The 16373-nt window shown below is 65.7% G+C and carries 21 protein-coding genes; 14 read left to right on the forward strand and 7 right to left on the reverse strand.

Annotated features, from left to right (window positions below; all coding sequences use genetic code 11):
* Positions 1-317 precede the first annotated feature (317 nt).
* The 10 genes from ASE58_RS02545 (at position 318) to ASE58_RS02585 (ending at position 4476) form a co-directional block, all read left to right on the forward strand.
* Positions 318-593, forward strand: coding sequence for a hypothetical protein (locus ASE58_RS02545; protein ID WP_156347573.1), 276 nt, complete (start codon positions 318-320; stop codon positions 591-593).
* Between the two features lie 3 nt (positions 594-596).
* On the forward strand, positions 597-1199 hold the full coding sequence (locus ASE58_RS17775; protein WP_156347574.1) for a hypothetical protein: 603 nt from the start codon (positions 597-599) through the stop codon (positions 1197-1199).
* A 2-nt stretch (positions 1200-1201) separates the two neighbouring features.
* Positions 1202-1642 carry a hypothetical protein gene (locus tag ASE58_RS02555; RefSeq protein WP_055817592.1) on the forward strand — a complete coding sequence of 147 codons (441 nt, stop codon included), beginning with the start codon at positions 1202-1204 and terminating at the stop codon, positions 1640-1642.
* Between the two features lie 2 nt (positions 1643-1644).
* Positions 1645-1902 (forward strand): hypothetical protein, encoded by a 258-nt coding sequence (locus tag ASE58_RS02560; RefSeq protein ID WP_055817594.1) that lies wholly within the window; start codon positions 1645-1647, stop codon positions 1900-1902.
* Between the two features lie 3 nt (positions 1903-1905).
* Positions 1906-2154: a hypothetical protein gene (locus ASE58_RS02565; RefSeq protein ID WP_055817596.1), complete on the forward strand. Its 249-nt coding sequence runs from the start codon at positions 1906-1908 to the stop codon at positions 2152-2154.
* Entirely contained in the window at positions 2154-2681 is a 528-nt protein-coding gene (locus tag ASE58_RS02570; RefSeq protein ID WP_055817598.1) for a hypothetical protein, read from the forward strand. The genes ASE58_RS02565 and ASE58_RS02570 overlap by 1 nt, the downstream gene beginning before the upstream one ends.
* A gap of 1 nt (position 2682) precedes the next feature.
* Positions 2683-3174, forward strand: a complete 492-nt coding sequence (locus ASE58_RS02575; RefSeq protein ID WP_055817600.1) for a hypothetical protein — start codon at positions 2683-2685, stop codon at positions 3172-3174.
* Between the two features lies 1 nt (position 3175).
* Entirely contained in the window at positions 3176-3523 is a 348-nt protein-coding gene (locus ASE58_RS17780) for a hypothetical protein (RefSeq protein ID WP_156347575.1), read from the forward strand.
* A 175-nt stretch (positions 3524-3698) separates the two neighbouring features.
* Positions 3699-3905 carry a hypothetical protein gene (locus ASE58_RS02580; RefSeq protein WP_055817602.1) on the forward strand — a complete coding sequence of 69 codons (207 nt, stop codon included), beginning with the start codon at positions 3699-3701 and terminating at the stop codon, positions 3903-3905.
* A 103-nt stretch (positions 3906-4008) separates the two neighbouring features.
* Entirely contained in the window at positions 4009-4476 is a 468-nt protein-coding gene (locus tag ASE58_RS02585) for a hypothetical protein (protein WP_235513463.1), read from the forward strand.
* A gap of 13 nt (positions 4477-4489) precedes the next feature.
* Here ASE58_RS02585 and ASE58_RS02590 read toward each other — a convergent pair whose 3' ends face one another.
* The 3 genes from ASE58_RS02590 to pncB all read right to left on the reverse strand — a co-directional run bounded on the left by ASE58_RS02590 (position 4490) and on the right by pncB (position 7803).
* Positions 4490-5431 (reverse strand): hypothetical protein, encoded by a 942-nt coding sequence (locus ASE58_RS02590; RefSeq protein ID WP_055817604.1) that lies wholly within the window; start codon positions 5429-5431, stop codon positions 4490-4492.
* Positions 5428-6360, reverse strand: coding sequence for a HipA family kinase (locus tag ASE58_RS02595; protein WP_156347576.1), 933 nt, complete (start codon positions 6358-6360; stop codon positions 5428-5430). Before ASE58_RS02595 ends, ASE58_RS02590 begins: the two co-directional genes overlap by 4 nt.
* A 138-nt stretch (positions 6361-6498) precedes the next feature.
* Positions 6499-7803: a nicotinate phosphoribosyltransferase gene (gene pncB, locus ASE58_RS02600; protein ID WP_055817609.1), complete on the reverse strand. Its 1305-nt coding sequence runs from the start codon at positions 7801-7803 to the stop codon at positions 6499-6501.
* Positions 7804-7980: 177 nt separating this feature from the next.
* Between pncB and ASE58_RS02605 the strand changes: the two genes are divergently transcribed.
* Both ASE58_RS02605 and ASE58_RS02610 read left to right on the forward strand, forming a co-directional pair.
* Positions 7981-8565 (forward strand): cysteine hydrolase family protein, encoded by a 585-nt coding sequence (locus tag ASE58_RS02605; RefSeq protein WP_055817611.1) that lies wholly within the window; start codon positions 7981-7983, stop codon positions 8563-8565.
* Between the two features lie 106 nt (positions 8566-8671).
* Positions 8672-9301: a response regulator transcription factor gene (locus ASE58_RS02610; RefSeq protein ID WP_055817613.1), complete on the forward strand. Its 630-nt coding sequence runs from the start codon at positions 8672-8674 to the stop codon at positions 9299-9301.
* Between the two features lie 6 nt (positions 9302-9307).
* Here the strand turns inward: ASE58_RS02610 and ASE58_RS02615 are convergent, their stop codons facing one another.
* Together ASE58_RS02615 and ASE58_RS02620 are read right to left on the reverse strand one after the other, a co-directional pair.
* The gene (locus ASE58_RS02615) at positions 9308-12517 is read right to left on the reverse strand and encodes an ATP-binding protein (RefSeq protein WP_156347577.1); all 3210 of its coding nucleotides are present in this window, start codon (positions 12515-12517) and stop codon (positions 9308-9310) included.
* A gap of 68 nt (positions 12518-12585) precedes the next feature.
* Positions 12586-13689 (reverse strand): GNAT family N-acetyltransferase, encoded by a 1104-nt coding sequence (locus ASE58_RS02620; protein ID WP_055817617.1) that lies wholly within the window; start codon positions 13687-13689, stop codon positions 12586-12588.
* A 111-nt stretch (positions 13690-13800) separates the two neighbouring features.
* Here ASE58_RS02620 and ASE58_RS02625 point away from each other — a divergent pair, with 111 nt between their 5' ends.
* Positions 13801-14262 (forward strand): DUF2721 domain-containing protein, encoded by a 462-nt coding sequence (locus ASE58_RS02625; RefSeq protein ID WP_055760134.1) that lies wholly within the window; start codon positions 13801-13803, stop codon positions 14260-14262.
* Positions 14259-14654: a DUF4345 domain-containing protein gene (locus ASE58_RS02630; protein ID WP_055817619.1), complete on the forward strand. Its 396-nt coding sequence runs from the start codon at positions 14259-14261 to the stop codon at positions 14652-14654. The genes ASE58_RS02625 and ASE58_RS02630 overlap by 4 nt, the downstream gene beginning before the upstream one ends.
* Before the next feature lie 19 nt (positions 14655-14673).
* On the opposite strand, the gene ASE58_RS02635 is transcribed toward ASE58_RS02630, so the two are convergent.
* The gene (locus ASE58_RS02635) at positions 14674-15258 is read right to left on the reverse strand and encodes a hypothetical protein (protein ID WP_156347578.1); all 585 of its coding nucleotides are present in this window, start codon (positions 15256-15258) and stop codon (positions 14674-14676) included.
* A gap of 26 nt (positions 15259-15284) precedes the next feature.
* Positions 15285-16370, reverse strand: coding sequence for an N-acetylmuramidase domain-containing protein (locus tag ASE58_RS02640; protein ID WP_162233496.1), 1086 nt, complete (start codon positions 16368-16370; stop codon positions 15285-15287).
* Positions 16371-16373: the final 3 nt, after the last annotated feature.

Raw genomic sequence — 16373 nt, forward strand, 5'->3', positions numbered from 1 at the left:
TCGAGAAGGATCAATCCGGCACCAGCTATCGCGCGTTCGACCGCTGTTACCGACGCGGCATTGACGACCTGCCCTGCCTCAAAGCGTTTGATGGTAGCCGTTCCCAGCGACGACGCTGCTGCCAGCTCGGCGACTGACCAACCCAGCAGCGCTCGGGCTGCACGACACTGATCCGGCGATACCATCATGATCTATTTAGCATCAGGAAACGCTTGCGCGCCAGTATAATCACTGATACCGATTAGGTCAGAACGGCCGAACAAGGAGCTTGAGCCCTCCGTGTCCGGCCTGACCACCACCGTTCCAGGAGAACGATTATGGCTGTAAAGACCCTAACGCCCCACGTGCGTCCGGCCAAGACCGTGCGTGCAATTCCCGCCCTGACCGTCGTCGCAACGAAGACCGTCGATATGGCGCGTCAGCACCTGCGCACCGGCAACCCCGGTGCCTATGCTCGCCTGCTTGCCGGCCATCATCGGGCATCCTCGGCGCGCCAGCAGGAAGCGATCGAAGCGGTGATCGCCGCCGATGCGTGCCAGCGCCTGTTCGCCCGGAATGCCGTCAACGGCTGCCTCGTTGCACGGGAGGGTTGACCCATGCTCGCTACCCGACGCAACCTGATGGCAGCCGTTGCTTTCCTGCCGATCGCAGCATGTCCGGCAACGGCACCCGCTGCAACCGCGACCTCCGCAACGATCCCGACCGAACCGGACCCCGCGTGGGATCGGATTTACACGACGTTCCAATTGGCCGACGCGAACCAGCGCGCGCTCTACAGCGTGTTCGCTGAGCGGGAGGCTGAATGGGACGCGGGCAAAGCCGAGCAAGAACCGGAACCTAAGCCGATCGAGTCCCCAGAGTTCGACACGTCTCTGCCTCTCCAAGAGGCACTGACGGCTGCTGTCGGACCTGAGTGGTTGGCGAGCTGGGAAGCCCGCGAGGCCGAACACAAGGCATGGAAGGCGCGAGACGATGCCGGCTATGCCGCGTTCATCGGCGATACCGAGACGCGCTGGGAGGCAGCCGATGCGGCCTGCAACGAGGCGTTGCGGGCGCTGATCGAATACCCCGTCGCGTCCCTTCCCGCGCTTGCGGAAAAGGCGGACGTGATCACAGCGCGGTTTGGTGACCTGATCGACGGCGACGATGCGAAGGTACTGGTTGCCGACATTCGCCGCCTCGCTGGCATGGAGGCGTGATCATGTCGAACCCTTCCCGTGTCGCCATGCTGGCGCAGCTTCGCAACGCCGTGGCGGGCGACATTGCCGCTGCCGACGCCGCAGCGAACGACCGCAACAACCCCGACGCCGTTTGGGCGCAAACCTCGCTGGACAACGCCTGCCAGAACGACGAGGCAATCACTCGCCTGATGCTGGGGCAGAAGCCGGCGTCCCTTGCGGACGCGCTCTCGCTCCTGATCGCGATCACCGAGGCAACAGACCTCCTCATGGACTTGGCCTGCGAAGCGCCAGCCGAAAGCAAGCTGCACGACCTCACAAAGCTGGTCGAGCGCGCCGCCGCCAACATCGCTCTGTTCTGTTTCACTCCCAGCCCGGCATTGACCTCGCAGGAACAGCGGGCGCTGCGGTCCATGTCGCGTCGGTTCGACCTTCAGCCCAACACGGCCGGCGGGGAGGCATGACAATGGCGAGCATCACCGACACTGCCAGAGCGTTCCTTGCCATCGGCGGGCGCGTCTGGATCGGCCCCGACAATGCGTTGGGCGCGATGCTGGACGTTGAGAGCGTCTATTCTCTCAGCCTGCCTGACGCCGAGAGCGAGCGGCGGCGCGGGATCGGGCGCGCGTTCCTGTCCGCCAAGGCAGCAGACCCGCGCGCGGTCGCGACGCTGGTCCGTGAGTACGGCCAGTCGCAAGGCCCGTTCATTGTGTGGGAGGCCTGACCCATGGCCTACGCCACCCAACCTGCGCTTCGCAGCGCCACCACCTCGTTCGACCCACGCGCATGGCTATCGGCCTTCGTCGGGATCGGCGGCGGCTACGCTCTGGCGTCAGGCCGGAAGCTTTGGCTGGTTGTGCAGGACTGCCCGGCGGACGACCTGACGCCGGTTATGGCCCAAATCGTGGGCAAGCCCGATCGTGCCGAGGCGATCCGTTGCTTCATCGAAGCACAGCAGAACGGGGAGTCGCACTGATGGCCGACATCATCAAGCGCGCCCTGTCCGTGATCGAACCTTGGTACAACTGGGGTTCGGTGACGGTTGAGCGGCTGGACGCGGTTAGCGAGGACCATGGCAACGAAGGCGACGTGTCGTTCTTCGACCTGCAATGGTTCGGCCTCCACCTGTCGTTCCAGATCGGGCGAACCCCCGCGAATGCGACGGCTGGGCAGATTGCCAACCGCGCCCGGTATCGCGCCGAGGCGGCGCAGCGGCAGTCAGAGCGGACACAGCGTCGAGCCGCATGGGAAGCCGCCCACACCGCCTACACCGAAGCTCGCGCCCACTTCGAGGCGTTGCCGATTAGCACGCCCGACGAGGACGCGGCTTGTGACGTGTGGGTCGAAGCAATGGACCGCCTGATTGAGGACGTGCCGGCCCCCAATGGGAAGGCCCTCGCAATCAAGGTCGAGTTGGCCGCTTCCCGCGACATTCCCTTTCACCCTGAATGGACCGCCGCCATCGCAGCCGATGCGCGTCGCCTCCATGCGGAGGGCTTCTGACATGGCAACCGATCCCAAGACCAAGCTTATGACCCTGTTCGCTGGACGCAATCTGCTGTCGCCCATGGAGCAGCACGAGGCCAAGCAGCCCCAGCCGATCGCGCTGGAAATGTTCGACAGCGTACCGGCATGGGCGACCGTTTGCGCCGCCGACAATGATCACAACGCCCCATTGATTCAGTCAGGGGAAGTCGTCGTTGCCGAGCGCGGGCGTTGGGTTCCGGTCGACGGCGGGCTGTTCTTGATCGAGTACGTATCCGCCCCGGCCACGCAGTTCGATTACGAGAAACGGCATTGCCGGATCATCCAGACGCGAGAGACGGAACACGGCTGGTTCGCTGGCGGCATCCGCGCTGGACAGCGTGGGGCCTTCGTCGCGAGCGATGGACCCTACGCCGATCCCGTGAAGTTGGGCGAGAAGCTGATAGGCCGGGTCGTCGGCATCCTGCGCACCGCGTCGTTTATCGACCGCATGGCGACGGGGGAGCGGTGACATGGCCGCTGCAAAAGCCCCTCTGTTCGATCCCAGCCGAACGCCTCCCGACAGCCTGAATGCTACGAAACTGGATCATCCGGCTCGCTCTATCCCTGTTCAGGAGGCGCGCGAGCTGTTGGGGATCGCATGGGCAGCCTATGACCGCGCCCGCGCCGAAGAACGGGACGGCTTAACGCTGCGCGACCCGGCTTGCGTCGAGCGCTGCACCCGTTGCGGGCTGGAATGCGCGGTAATTCTATCTGGTTTGCGGATGGCGCACCGGGATTATCGTGACGCATTGGCGGCGGCTGGCCCGGTCCTTTCGTTCGGCGGCACGGTGTATTCCGCCATGGCAGGTCGGGCGTGACCTACCTTCCACCCACATTGCTTGCAGAGTTCCGCCGCCGCGCCCGCATCGGCCAATCGTCGCGTTACATCGCTTACGCCATGAGCGTGAGTTACGACGATGTTCGCCGCTGCATACGGCCCCTCACAGCCCGAGGCAGGCTTTATGCCCGCCATACTAGGGTAGGGAGTGGCAAATGACCGCCCTGCTGATCTATCCCGGCCGCGCCGCCGTACTGCCGATAGAAGCCGTCCTGTCGGCGATACCTCAACTCCCCCGCCCTGCCCTCAACCGGCTGGTGGCACGCATGATCGACCGCCTCGACGACATGGATGGCGACCCGGACCTCGAACCGGACGCCGACGGTGAAGATACCCACGATCAGGAGAAGACCGACGACTAGCCTCGCGGGCCATATGGCCCCAGTTCCCCGCCAGCCCTTCCCGCTGATCGATAACCGGTCAGCGGGTGTCGGCCGTACCCACCACTTCCGCGAAAGCTTGGCGTTGTCCGAGCGCTTCGGCGACGAATGGTGGTTGCCGATCTACCGGCGCGCGTTCCCGTCGCTCCGGTCTGCGGTGGCGGTCAGGAACGACGGCTGGGCGCAGCGTGGTGGCATCGATCGACTGCTGACGCTGGCGTGCGGTCGGACCTATACCGTCGACGAAAAGATCCGCACCGAAGACTGGCCGGACGTCCTGCTGGAACGCTGGTCGGATGAAGCGGCACGGTCGCCAGGGTGGGTGCAGAAGCCGTTGGCGGCGGACTTCATCGCCTATGCCCACGCGCCAGCCGCTACCTGCGTCCTGCTTCCGGTCCCCTCGCTACAGCGCGCTTGGCGGCAACATGGCCGGCAGTGGATTGGCCTGTACGGCCAGCGTCGCGCCCGCAATGCCGGCTACACATCGGTCAGCGTGCCGGTGCCTCGTGGGGTGTTGATGCAGGCTATCGTCGAAGCGATGTTTGTCAGTTGAGAAGCATACTGAGTTAATGGTACGCAGCAACCCGTTCTGCGTTTTGGACATGCTTCGCGATTGCGGCCACCGACGTACGCGGCTGCACCTTCACATCGAACTTTGACCCCTGCGCCCAAAGGTCATCCATCATATCAGTTAAAAGCGTATGATGCCGTTCGTCATACTCTGGGTCAGATTCGTCCCGGTGATAAACGATCATCTCGTGAACGCGCTGATGATCAATACGTGTTGCCTCGTCCTCTTGGTGCTGTGCCAGATCCAACATCAGCCGCTTGATATGGTCAATCATCGGCCTCGGGCGGGTGGGCTTTAATGTCGCGAAATTTGCGACCACCTTTTGCCCCGCAAAGCCTATGAACACCTTTTGAGGTGCTGGTCGCCTTTGACGACTACGATTGCGAATGTCCGAACTGAAGAAGCTAGCAATATCAGGATCTGCTTGTTCTACCTGCCGGTAGACAAGTAGCGGAAGCCGATCATTGTCGGCCTGCGCCTCAATCGCATCGGCCGCAGACGCGACGTCCTCCTCACTTGCCGTCGCGACCGGCTTCTGTGCGAGGTGAAGCGAGGACGTCGCCTCCAACCATAGATCGGCCAGCCGTTGCATAGAAGGAGCTTCACCGCTCCTGACGGGACCGAGTGAGATGCCTGAGAAGGGGAAGCGCGCCTCGCTGAGCGCGTCCTGCCCTTTTGTCACAAGCGCCGCACGCAACGCTGCAACAGCCGCTTCCTGTGCCATCAGCGCCGTTGCCGCAGCAGGCCCGAACAGACAGTTGAGGCGCTTACCAGCGTTCGCCGTAGCGATGTGAAATTCCATTCCCGATACCGCTACTACCGCAAGTACCAGACGCTCGACACTATCAGGATTCGGCGTAAAAATGACGGGGGCCCACACTCCCCGACGCAGGGCGCGCTTGCTGGGAAAGTCGGTCAGCGAGAACATGTCGGTCATATTAGCAGCCCAAGGGCGTCTGTCGACTGCTTGGGGACATAGGGTACCCGCTCACGAAGAAACGAAATGAGGGCCGGCAGGTCGTTTCCGAGGAGACGATCAACGCTATTTGCCCGCACGATGCCGCCTAGCGTCGGCTGACTTATTGTAGCCGGAGCCCCAGCGGCTTGGACCACTAATTCCGATTTTCGCGCTTGGGTCAAATACGGGGTCACCCAATCCGCCAGCCTATTCGTGTAAGAGACTTCCGGCCTTAGATCGGACGGTGTCCACCCAGGCCCTGTGAAACTGTATCCGTGGTCAATCAACCATACTTCATCAGCGCTTCCGAAGAGGAAGTTGCCTCGGTGCCGGTCGATATTCGCAATCCATGTATCGAAGCCGTAGAGCGTCCCTAGCCCGTCCCATTTAGTCACTCGCGACATAATTTCGGGAAGAAGGCTATCGGATGCGTCTCGTATCATTTGCAAAACCGGACCAGCCGGCATCGCCGTCGATGCGAACACAATGTGATCTTCAGTGTCCTGCAAACGGATGTTCGTTGCGGGAAGATCGGCTTTCGCCGCCCGTGCGACTATCGGCGTAGGTATCGGTAGCCCGAGACGAAGCCCGATGGCGGCAGCCAGAACCTCATTGGCCAGTTCCCGAAGAGGTATGTCCTTAATGAAGGCGCGCGCGATCGAACCGTCGTTCAGCAGCACCTGACCACGCCACGTCGGGTTCACATTCTCGTTGAACTTGAACGGCTCAGCACCCTCAAGGACGACGCCATACTGCACAGCGGCAGCGGGAAGCGCATCTTGCGGGGCCGAATTATCGGCCGACTCGGTTGGCGCTTCATCGTTGTCGTCCATTGGGGGCAATGGTAGGCGGCGCATCTGCTTGGCGGCAAGCCCCGCGCCATTCTTCGGCAGCTTGTAGAGTTCCAAAAACCAAATGGTGCTTACCCGGTGATTGCCAGCCTCGACAATCCCCCTCCCCATCGGAGGAAAAACCCAGCATTTCCGAGCCTCACAGCCCAAACGATACCTAAAATGTGGTATTTCCGCTACGTGCGGGTCTGAGCATCACACCGCGACCGGGCTGGCGACCCGGCCGCCTTCGCCGAAGATGCGCAGGTACCGGGCGACATCCTCCGGCTGGCCGGTCGCCTTGGCCGGATTGTCGGACAGCTTGACCGCCGGGCGCCCATTGGCGCTGATGACCTTGCACACCAGCGAGATCGGCTCCAGCCCCTCGCCGCCCAGCGGGTCACAGCCGCGGAAATCATTGGTCAGGTTGGTGCCCCAGCCAAAGCTCATCCGTACCCGCCCATGGAAATGGCGATAGGTCGCCATGATGCTGTCGACGTCCATCCCGTCGGAAAAGATCAGCAGCTTGGTACGCGGGTCAACACCCTGTTCCTGCCACCAGCGCAGGATTTGCTCGCCCCCCTCGATCGGCGGCATGCTGTCAGGGCGAAAGCCGGTCCAGTCGGCCAGCCAGTGCGGCGCATTGCGCAGGAAGGCGGTGGTGCCGAACGCATCGGGCAACGCGATCAGCAGGTTGCCGCCATAATGCCGCCGCCACTCCTCCAGCACGCGGTACGGCGCAGCGGCGATGCCGGCATCGTCCTCGGCCAACGCCGCCTCGACCATCGGCAGTTCGTGCGCGTTGGTGCCGATCGCCTCGACGCCCGCCTGCATCGCCAGCAGGACGTTGGAGGTGCCGACGAACCGGTCGCCCAGCCCCTCCTGCAGCGCCTCGACGCACCAGCGCTGCCACAGGAAGCCGTGCCGCCGGCGGGTGCCGAAGTCTGACAGGACCAGATCGGGCAGGTCGCGCAACCGCTCCACCTTGTCCCACAGCCGCGCCTTGGCCCGCGCATAGGTCACGTCCAGCGCAAAGCGGCCATGCTCGCGCAGGGCCGTCCGCGCGCGCAGTTCGTTGACGATGGTGAGCGCCGGGATTTCCCACAGCGACGTCTCTGCCCATGGCCCGTCGAAATGCAGCTCATACTGCCCGTCGCGAACCGACAGCTCATAGGGGGGCAGCCGAAACCGGCCGAGCCAGTCGATGAAGCCCGGGGCGAACATGCGCTGCACCCCGTAGAAGCTGTTACCCGCCAGCCAGATGAGCTCCTGCTTGGAAAAGCCGACGGTGCGGGCATGGTCCAACTGGGCGCGCAACTCGCCCTCGTCGATCACCTCGGCCAGCCGCACCGACTTGCTGCGGTTGATGACGGCGAAGGTCGCATGAACGTCGGGGTGCACCTCCCGGATCATCTGCACCATCAGCAGCTTGTAGAAATCGGTGTCGAGCAGGCTGCGCACCACCGGGTCGAGCCGCCAGCCATGGTTCCACACGCGGGTCGCAATATCGGTCATCACCATCGGTCAGCCTTTCCAAAGCCGGACGGGACGTGCAGCGAAGCACAGCCACCGCCCCGGCGCATCTTCCCCCGTACCGCGCAATCCGCCCGGTTCCAGCAGGTTCGAGGGAAACCGCCTTTCATCCGCTTTACATATATTCGATAAGAATATATGTAAAGCGGATCAAGGAGAACCATCATGCGTGACCTGATCGTCGTCGTAGATACCCAGGCCGATTTCATGCTGCCGGACGGCGCGCTGCCGGTGCCCGGCGCGGATGCGATCGTCGGCCCGCTGGCCGAGTGGCTGGCACGGCGCACCGCGGCCGACACGGCGGCGATGGTGTTCACCTTCGACACCCATTTCGCCGACACCTATCCCGCCAGCGCCGAAGCGGCACTGTTCCCGATCCACTGCGTCAGGGGAACGCCGGGCTGGCGCAACCTGCTCGATCCGCTGTCGATCGCGCCCGGCATCCCCTGCCGGACGCTGGAGAAGGGCGTTTTCGACATGTGGGCCGAAGACGGGCTGCTGGTCGTCGACCCGCACGGTGCGCAGCCGCCGATGGCACGCGACGCCTTCTTCCTCGATTTGCGGCGGCAAGGGATCGACCGGGCGATCGTGGTCGGCGTCGCCGCCGATTATTGCGTGCGCTGGGCGATCGACGGACTCGTCGCGCGCGGATTTTCGGTGGTCGTGCCCGCCGATCTGACTCGTGGGATCGATCGTCCGATCGAACAGGTCCTTCGCGAGGATTTTGCAGACCGTCCCGTTTCGACCTGATCCCCCGCGAACGCTCTGGTTGGGCGAATTCGTTGTTAGTGTGTCGCGCGAATTATTGTGATAGACGCCTTGTGATAAGGGCCGACGCCCCAACAAGGGATTGTTAATGCCGCACATTCTCGTCGCCGACGATCATCCGATGTGCGCGACCGCACTGGGGATGGCGGCACGGGCGGTCGACCCCGGCATTACCAAAGACTGTGCGACGACGCTGGCCGAAGCGGAAGATCTGGTCCGCAGCACTGCCTATGATCTGATCCTGCTCGACCTGATGCTGCCCGACGTACAGGGATTTGCGGGGCTGGCGATGCTGCGGGCGATCCGCCCGTCCGCGACCGTCGCGATCGTTTCGGGTCGGGAGGAACCGGCGGTGATCGCGCAGGCGCATGCGCTGGGCGCCAAGGGGTTCATTCCCAAATCCTCGACGATCGATCAGATGATCGCGGCGATCCGGGCACTGCTCGACGGGCACGACTGGCTGCCGGCCGATATCGCAGCTGCCAGCCACGCGGATCGCCGGGTCGACCTGGCCGAACGCATGGGCACCTTGTCGATCGCGCAGCTCCGCGTGCTGCGCGCCATCGTGAACGGCCATCAGAACAAGCAGATCGCCTATGACCTGCAGCTCGCCGAGCCGACCGTGAAGTCGCATCTGTCGGCGATCTTCCGCAAGCTGGGCGTCAGCAACCGGACGCAGGCGGTGCTGGCACTACAGGCGTTCGACGCGGAGAACTGACCGCGATCAGGCCGCCGGCTGCATCGCCCCCTGCGCGGCGGCTATCACTTCCTGCGCGCAATGGTCCAGCCGGTCGATCATCGCCGGGTCGGCCGTCGCGTCATCCGCCAGCCCCTCGATCTCCGTCAGCGCCGCGATCAGATGCGCGGCCCCCATGCTTGCCGCCGCACCGTGAAAGGCATGGGCCTCGCGCCGGGCCAGATTGTTGCGGCCATGGGCCAGCAGCGTCCGCAGCCGCGCGGGCACCCGCCGTGCATCCTCGATCAACAGGGCGAGCAGGGTGTTGCGCTGCTCGGCGCCCAGTGCATCGGTCAACGCGCGGATGCGCAGCGGATCGATGACGCCGGAAGCCTGCGACGAAGCCGGCGTATGGCGCGGCGCGGTCGCGTTCCGGTCGAGCAACATGCTCAGTTGCGCCATGTCGATCGGCTTGGTCAGCACCCCGTTCATCCCCGCCCGGGTGATGTCGGCACGGCGTTCGTTCGACAGGTCGGCAGTGATCGCGTGGATCGGAACCGCAGCCCCCGCCCCGCTCCACGCCCGGATGGCGCGCGTCGCGGCCAGTCCGTCCATCACCGGCATCTGGACGTCCATCAGCACCAGATCGACGGGATTCCCCGCAGTCGCCGTGACATATTCGACCGCCCGCGCCCCGTTTTCGACCGCCACGACCTGATGCCCCAGCCGGCGGACGATTTCCGCCAGCAGATAGCGGTTGGTGTCGTTATCCTCCGCCACCAGCACCGTCATCGGCGGGCTGCGGTCGGGTTCCCGCGTCGCACGCGGTATCGCCAGCGCGTCGTCGGCCGCGTCGGCGACGGTCGCAGCGGACGGGAGCGGGATGTCGAACCAGAAGCGCGATCCGGCACCCGGACGGCTGGCGACCTGAATCCTGCCGCCCATCGATTCGACCAGCATCCGGCTGATGCTGAGGCCAAGCCCGGTGCCGCCATAGCTGCGCGTGGTCGACGCATCCGCCTGGACAAAGGGTTCGAAGATCGCCTCCAGCCGGTCGTCGCGGATGCCGACGCCGGTGTCGGTGACCTGGAACCGCCACAGGTCGCCATCCTCGCGCGCGGCGCTGATGCGGACCGACCCGGTGCGGGTGAACTTCACGGCATTGCCGACCAGATTGGTCAGCACCCGCTGCAGCCGTGCCGGATCGCCGATGACCTGACCGGCCGGTGCATCGAACATGATCGACAGTGCGTGCTTGCGCGCCTCCGCCGCGAACAGTCCGGCCGCCGTCTGCAACAACGCCCGCGGTTCGAAGGCGATCGCCTCCGGACTGGCATGCCCGCCCTCCAGCTTGGAGAAGGTCAGCACGTCGTCGACGATATCGGACAGGGTACGTCCGGCGGCCTCCAGCGAGTCGAGATGCCGCATCCGCTCGACGCGATCGGGCGTGTCGCGCAACAGCTGTACCGCCGCGAGGATCGACGTCAGCGGGGTGCGGATTTCATGGCTGATCGTCGCGGTAAAGGTCGCCTTGGCCGCCAGTGCGCGTTCCGCCTCTTCGCGTGCGGCGCGCAGATCGGTCATCGCCGCGACATGTTCGGTCACGTCCTGGAACACGCCGAACAGGCCGACGATGCCCGCCCCCGGCGCGGTTTCCGCCTGTCCGCGCGACCGGACCCAGCGCATCTCGCCATCCGCGCGCACGACGCGGGCGTCGAATTCGAACGACCCGCCATTGGCGATCGCCACGCCGATCCGATCGCGCACCATATCCCGGTCGTCGGGGTGATAGAATCGGATGGCGGTGGCGATGCCGGGTTCGCAATTCCCCTCGACACCATGGATGCGAAAGACCTCGGGCGACCAGAACAGCCGCCAGTCGGCGAGGTTCAGCCGCCAATGGCCCATGCCGGCGGCGCTTTCCGCCATCGCCAACAATCGCTGCTGTTCCTCGAGTTCGTCGAAGGACGTGACGGCGCCGCGTTCGGCCGCATGGCGATCGGCGATGTCGCGGATCGATCCGATCACCTCCGCCGAAGCGGGATCATTCCCCACCAGCCGGAACGCCCCTTCCAGCCACAGATAATGCCCCTCGCGGTGGCGCATCCGGTACCGCACCACCAGGCTCTCGCCGGTCGGGGTCAATGCCGCGAGACAACGCTGCACCCGGTCGCGATCGTCGGGATGGATCAGCTGGAACGGACTCTGCCCCACCAACTGCTCCGGCGGATAGCCGAGCAGCCGTTCCGATCCCGACGACGCATACCGGCGCAGCCCGTCCGCACCGAGCCGGACGATCAGGTCGGTCGAATGATCGGCGAGCAGCCGCAGGTGCCGTTCATTGTCGCGGATTTCCCGCAATCCCAGCCACTGTTCGTACACCAGCGCCGCGACGGGAAAGGCCGTCAGCGTGAAGGCCCCGATGAACAGCTGAAGGTAGAGGACACGATCCGCCGGCGTCATCATCAGGTCGGCGATGGGGCCGATGCCCCGCACCGTGCAGATCGTCGCGACGATACTGACGGTGATCGTCGCTGCCGCCGCCCCGGCGAAGCGGTACAGCAAAGCGGCGAACACCCCGCAGGGCAGCAGCAGGAACAGCACGGGATAGCTGCTCATCGTGAACACGATGCCGGTCAGCGCGGCGGTCAGCGCGACGACGACGATGATGGAGGGGGAGAGGACCTCTAGTTCCTCCGACACCGCCCGCCGCGTCGCCTTCAGCGCCGGCAGCAGCACGATCAGTCCCATGGCGTTGGCCGCAAACCACTGGGTCGCGACAAGCGAGGTGACAGCGCCGAACATCAGCAGGCGGAACTGCATGAACAACGCGGTGAGCAGCCCCGCCCCGGCAAGCGCGATCACGACGATCGTCACATAACCGCGCAACATCCGCGGATCGGGACGGACCAGCCGGATCATCGAGGCGACGAAGGTGATGCTGATGAGGTCGATCAGCCCATAGCCGACCATCAACCGCCAATTGTCATAGCGCCATTCGTTCGCCAGCACGAGCGCGATGCCGGTGATGCACAGCAGCGGCGCCGATTGCGACCGGGGACGCCGGATCAGCGTCGCCGTGGCGATCGGATTGGCCAGCCACAACAGCTCGGCACCATCGAGCCACTGGCTGGCACACAGCATGAGCGCGGCAAGGCCGTAGATCAGCAGGCCATAGGCGATGGCGAGCAGCGCGGTGCGCGGCATCGACAGCGGCCGGGCAGGCGACGCCGCCCAGGCCGGTTGCCGGGATGCCACTCCATCCGAAATTCCCGATTCGCCGATCACGCGCCATGGTATCAAGGATCGCGCCAACCGACGATCCGTCACGTCGCCGCGGCCGGATCGCCCTCCGGCACCGCAGCGTGGCCGCTATGCGCCCAACGCCCGGCGAACATCCGCCCGATCCATGCCGGCAGGCCCGGCGGCAGGAACAGCCAGTCGCGGATCGCGGGTCCCCGATCGGCGCCGATCGCCCGCTTGTACCCGCTGTCGCCCGCACCCCAATCGACGCAGGCGATGCCGTCGTCCAGCGCCCGGACGAGGTTGCGGTAATAGAGCAGCCGGCCGGGCGAATGCTTGGCGAAGCGCGCATCATAGCTGTTGGCGATCGCATATTTCAGCGCGCCGGCATTCAGATCGAACGAGAATGCCGCCGGTTGTCCGTCGACCCGCAGCAGCGCGGCCCACATCATGTCCGCGATCACCGGGTCCTGCGCAGCCGCGCGCCAGAAGCGGCCATGGCCACCGGCCGTGAACTTGGCGTCGCTGCCATCGGTTCGCGTCGCGATCCAGCTGGCATCCTCGACCGTCGCCAGCGCATCGAATGCCCCCGGCGTCCAGTCGCGCCCGGACACGAACGACCAGTCGGGCACGCCCGTGTCGGCCAGATGCTTTTCGTGGAACCGGTTCTTGCGCAGCGTCGAATTACGCGGCCACGCCCCCTCGGCCTGCTGCGCCCGCATGTCGAGCAGATAGCTGTCGGCGACGAAGCGCGGCAACGCCCGCCAGCCCCCCGCAGTGGCCGCAGCCTGCACCCCCTCGAGCAGTGGATCGCCGTCATAAATCGGCCCCAGCCGGAACCCGCGCGTCGTGCGGCGTGCACCGCCCAGCAGCGCGGCGAAATCGGCGGCGGTGGCATCCGCCGCGACCGGGCCGCTGCGAAAGGGCCAGTAACATCCCGGCACCTGGCCAAGCCGCAACCATGCCGGCCCGAGGCCGATCAGCGGCAGCGCGATCACCGGTCGCTCGCCCCGTTCGACCAGCAGCGTCCGCGTGCTCCCGCCATAGCTTTCGACCGCCGCCGCATACCATTGCCGGCGCAGGAAGCGGTGCGTCTCCGGCGCCTGTGCGGCAACCATGTCGATCGAATCGGCGAGTCCGTCGACGACGCGGGCGACAGGCTGGGCGGCAGCGGGCGGAGACAGCATGAAAGTGCTTTGCCACGAACCTGTTACGATCTGGTAGCGCCGTCATTGCGCAGAACATCAGCCCGATTGCGCAGCCTTGCCCCTGCTCGGTGGGCAAGGCATATCGATCCGGTGGAATTCGAACCTGTCCTGTCGACCGTCGCAAAGACGATCCAGACCGCCATCGCGCCGGTCTTCCTGCTGGCCGGGATCGGGGCGATCCTGAACGTGATGGTGGGCCGGCTGGCCCGGATCGTCGACCGGGCGCGCGACCTGGAAAAACTCCATCCCAGTTCGACCGGCCCGGAACATGCCCGGCACGTCTTCGAACTGCGGCTGCTCGACCGGCGCATCCGCATCATCAACAATGCGGTGTTCCTGGTCGTGCTGTCGGCGGTCGCCAATTGCAGCGTCGTCGCGATGCTGTTCATCGCCGAACTGCTCGACCTGGGGCTGGGCAAGGCGGTGGCGATCAGCTTCGTCCTGTCCATGCTGCTGCTGATCGGCGGGCTGGTGTGGTTCCTGTTCGAAGTGCGGCTGTCGGTCCATGCGATCCGGGTGCGCGCCGAACTGCTGGAGCGTGAACGCGCATGACGCCACGGCACGAACGGACCTTGTTGCAGGCGGTGGTCGCGCTGGTGTGCATCGTCCCGTTCGGCGCGTCGATCGTCGGCATCCTGCACGGCGCGGCATGGCTGCAAGGCGATCCGGCGACCGACATGGACAGCCATTTCCGCTATCTGTCGGGACTGTTCCTGGGGATGGGCATCGCCTTTGCCAGCTGCATTCCCGACATCGAGCGCAAGGGCGGCCGCTTCCGCCTGTTGGGGACGATGGTCGTGATCGGCGGACTGGCGCGGCTGCTGTCGCTGGTAACGGTCGGCGTGCCGTCGACCGGGCATCTGGTCGGGCTGGGTATCGAGCTGGGCGTCGTGCCGCTGGTGCTGGCATGGCAGACGCGCGTCGCCCGCCGCTGCCGCACCTGACCGGCACCCCGAACGCCCGTCAGCGCGCGACCGGCTCCAGCGCGCTGGCCGCTACCCAGCCTTCGGATCGCGCCTGCCGGTCGGAGGGATAGATCACCCGGACATTCGCGCCCGACCGCGCGGCGATGCCGACCACATCGCCCTTGACCACATAGGCCTTGCCGGCAGGGGCATCCGGCCGCGCGCGCAGCGGCACCTTGGCCAGCCGGACCCGCGCAAGGTCGCTCCATCCGCCAGCGCCGGTGCGCGACAGCTCCAGCCCCTTGGGATCGTCGAGGAACGGTCCCGCCACCTGCGCACAGCCCGACAGGTTACCGCTGCCCGGCAGGGTCAGCCGCACGCCGTCGCCCGTCGGATCGATCCGCCCGACCGGCGGGCGCGTCGCGCCATAGGGGGTGGCCAGCGCGCGGATCGTCGCGCCGCGCGCGTCCACCCGACCGGTCACGACGAAATCGCAGCGCCGGTCCCGCTCCCCTTCCATCAGGAAATGCCCGACGACCCGCCCATCGGGTGCCACCGCCAGCGACAGCCCTTCATACAGGCCGGAACGCAGGGTCGATGCGGCGGGTGGGCGGGCCTCGGCACAACCGGCTATCAGCAACAACCCGACGGCAACCAAAGATAAAGTCTTCAAACCTTGCCTCCCAATGCCTTGTATTCGCGGGCGAACTGCTTGTCATAGGTGCCATAGTCGTCGCCGTTATAGGCGCGCGCCATGCCGACGAAATCCTTGCGGCGCAGCGCCGACACCATGCCCGGTGTCTTGATGCAATAGCCGACGAACGCGTCCAGTTGCCCGCGTTCGCCCGCCTTCATCGCCTCGACAAAGGCGAAGACGTCCTTGTATCCGCATTTCCAGTAATTTGCGCCGAGCACCTGGCACATGCCCCACGACGTCGATTGCAGCGCGGCATCGGCGTCGAGCGCCATCGCCTCGCGCAGCGTCCGCCACGCGGTGGCGTGGTCTTTGTTGTTCTTTTGCCACTGCCACCCGGCCTTCGTCTTGTAGGGGTAGGAGAGCAGCGGGTGCGTCTCGTCATATTTCTTCTTGGTCAGCTTGCGGAACCAGTGCCCTTCGAACGCGATCTTGGGCAGGCCGTCGGCGCCGAAACCGGATCGACCGCCCGATTCGACGGTGGCGAGCGCCCGGACCAGCAACGGGTCGATATCGCGGCCCAGCCGTGCCGCCGCATCGATATAGTCGCGATCGGTCAGCTTGCGCGCCGCACCGCCGCTGCCCCCCGCAGGCGCGGGGTTGGCCGGCGCCGCGCCCTTGCCGGCGGTGCGCCCGGCGGGCGACGGCGCGCTGACCCGGCGTTCACGGCTGCGATCGGCGAACAGCGTGCTCCACGCACCGGCCATCGCGCGTTGCAGATCGGCCAGCTGCCCCTGCGCCCAGCTCGTCCACGACTGGTCGGCATCGGCCGGCGGGGTGACGCGACGCGCGCGCATCCGCTCGCCCGCGCGTGCCAGCAGCATCTGCAGCGTGCGCCCTTCGGGATCGACCCGCCCGTCGGGATGGGGATAGCGCAGTATCTCCCGCTGGAACCGGTTGATGCGGTTGACCAGCGCCGGGTCGGACCGCCCGTTTTCGGGCAGGGTGGCGCGGGCGTCGATGACGTTGAACAAATGCTGGACGGTACGCACGTCGGCCGGACGATTCGCCGCGCGACGTCCCGTTCCCACCGGTGCGCTCAGCAAGCCGCGAGCAGCCATATC

It is taken from the genome of Sphingomonas sp. Leaf9, from assembly GCF_001421355.1.
GTDB lineage: Bacteria > Pseudomonadota > Alphaproteobacteria > Sphingomonadales > Sphingomonadaceae > Sphingomonas.